The organism is Pseudomonas sp. MF09150, from assembly GCF_059862355.1.
This window is the reverse complement of sequence record NZ_JCBCUS010000031.1, coordinates 1-2572: the sequence shown is the minus strand read 5'-3', so window position 1 is coordinate 2572 and position 2572 is coordinate 1. Positions and strand designations below refer to the sequence as shown.

The window sequence follows — 2572 nt, the reverse complement described above, 5'->3', positions numbered from 1 at the left end:
GTGAGCAGGTAGCGGGCCATGTCCAGCGTGGCAATCGGGGATGGCCGCCGTAGCGGGAGTGACGCCGCGAAGCTGGCCAGCAGCGAGCAGCAGTCCTCATTGGCCTCCCACGGCGGCAGCAGCATCGGCTCGAAGCGGTTTTCCAACTGATCGTCCGAACGGATGGCCAGGTACGCCTCGCGCGTGCCGACCCCGACCAGGGGGATACGCAGCTCGTTGCCGAGGAAGCGCAGCAGGTTGAGGAACTCGCGCCGGTTAACGCTGTTGCCAGCCAGTACATTGTGCAGTTCGTCGATCACCAGCATGCGCACGCCGACCTTGCGCAGCAGGGCCAGCGCCAGTTGCTCCATTTCCGGCAGCCGTGGGCGCGGGCGCAGCGGCGCGCCCATCGCAGCCAGCAGCGCGACATAGAAGCGGATCACCGATGGCTCTGACGGCATCTGCACGACCAGCACCGGGATATGTTCTTGGTCAGCGTCGGTGCCGACCGGGTGCGCCCGCCGGAATTTCTCGACGATCATCGACTTGCCGTTGTTGGTGGGGCCGACCAGCAGCAGGTTTGGCATGCGTTGCTTGTTCGGCCACGCATACAGAGTTTCCAGCCGGTTCAGCGCCTCGACCGCGCGCGGGTAGCCGATCCAGCGGTCGGCGCGAATGCGCTGGATGCGCTCGTCTGCCGGCAGCCTGGCCAAACCCTGTGCCGCTGGCAGCAGGTGGGACAGGTCAATGACGGGATATTCGTCCACGGCTACCACTCCTCGATCTGATCGAACGGTTTGGCCGGCGGCAGGTTGTCTGCCTGCGGGTCAGCCATGTCCACATCCGGCGGTATGGGCTTGGCCGGTGGCTCCGACGTCTTGAGGTGCTGGCGGCGATCAGCGTCGCGCCGCGCCTTGCGCGTGGCCTTCTGGGCGGTGGTCACGATCTCGCGCATCTGCCCGATCATGCGGAACAGCGCCGACTCGTCCACCTGCTCGCGCCCGAGCTGACGCAATTTGGCCAGCGCCTGGCGTTGTTCCCAGAGGGTGACGGCCGGATGGGACAAGGTGCGGTAGTGGATCTCCAGATAGTGCTGACCTTCCGGTTCCAGTACCCAGATGCGGCTGATGTCGCGCGGATCGCGCCGGATCAGGAAGGCGGGCAAGCGCTCGCGCCGGGCAATCCACGGCTTGAGGGCGTCGGCGTAGTAGTGGATGTGGTCGATGACAAAGCCGGTGCGGGTCAGGGTGCGGCGGATCACCGGCAGGAAATCGACCAAAAACGCGGTGGGGCGGGTAACGACGGCCGGGACGCCAACGCGCTCCACGGCCTCGGCCCAGCGCGCGGCCGGCGGCTGGAGCAGGCCGTTGTGCACGGAGCCGTGATAGGTGCCTACCGCCAACGCGAGCCAGCGCTCCAGCTCGCGCAGCGTCAGGGTGGCCATCTTCTCGGAATCGTACTCGCCGCGCTGGCCGGGATTGGAGAAGGTCGTCCCCGGTAATTCGTCGTGGATCATCTGCATCGCCGTGCCGATGATCCGTTCCACGATGCCGCCGTAGTGCGGCTGGCCTGGTGGGCGATAGTCCAGCCGGATGCCATGCTGTTCGCAGCCACGGCGCAGCGCTTCGCTTTTGAACTCGGCCGCGTTGTCCAGATAGAGCAGCCTGGGCTTGCCGCTCATCGGCCAGTCCATTTCCACATTCAGCCCTTCCAGCCAGGGCCGCTTGTCGCAGGCGGCATGCGCGAGGCATAGGCCGACCGAGACGGCGGACGGCGCTTCCAGCGTGACCACCATGCCGAGTACGCAGCGCGTGAACACGTCGATGGCGAGGGTCAAATATGGGCGGCCAATCGGTTGCCGGTCGCGCTCGTCGACCACGATCAGGTCGATGACGGTGTGGTCGATCTGCACCTGTTCCAGCGGCATGGTGACTTCGGGCGGAATGCCACCCGCGCCTTGCAAGGGACGGGCAGCGTCCTGCCCGCCCCGGCTGCGGGCTATTTTCGCCGGGTGTAGTCCGGCAATCCGCTGGGCCACGGTGTTGCGCGCCGGCACCGGCAGCTTCTGGGTTTTGCACGCCTGCGCGACTTCGCGGTGGAACGCCGCCAGGCTGCGTTTCTGCTTGGTCAGGAAGCGCTTTTGCAGCAGCTCGCGGATGATGCGCTCGACCGGTTCCGGCAAGCGCCCCTTGCCTTTGCCGCCGCCGGATCGGCCGGGCGTCAGGTCTGTTACCAGGCCAGTACCCTGCCGGGCGCGACGGATCAGGACATATACCTGTCGCCGGGACAGGCCCAGCGCTTGGGCTGCCTCATCGGCGGCTTCATGCCCGACCACCTCAAGCGCTGCCAGTGGCCCGATGATTTCCGTCCGGTGCCGGGCTTGCGCCCATGCCTCGTCGGGCAGGGTGGCCACGCCTTGCGCGGCAATCGGTGGAGTGTCTGATGTCATGCCCAAACCTCGCTTTGGTGCACACGAGTATTGAGCATAGTCGAGATTGGTGCAGACGACTCCTGATATTGGGCTGTCAGGAGCCGTATGCACACCAGGCGTTACATCCAGTCAGATGGTGCGGTCGTCTTCTGAAAACGACAC

The 2572-nt window shown here is 65.9% G+C and carries 2 protein-coding genes; both read right to left on the bottom strand.

All coding sequences use genetic code 11. The features are described from left to right. The coding region (locus AC19YX_RS35210) for a TniB family NTP-binding protein (RefSeq protein WP_500608026.1) at positions 1–746 on the bottom strand (746 nt) is incomplete at its 3' end. Between the two features lie 2 nt (positions 747–748). Next, positions 749–2428, bottom strand: coding sequence for a TnsB C-terminal domain-containing protein (locus tag AC19YX_RS35205; protein WP_003465068.1), 1680 nt, complete (start codon positions 2426–2428; stop codon positions 749–751). Between the last annotated feature and the right edge of the window lie 144 nt (positions 2429–2572).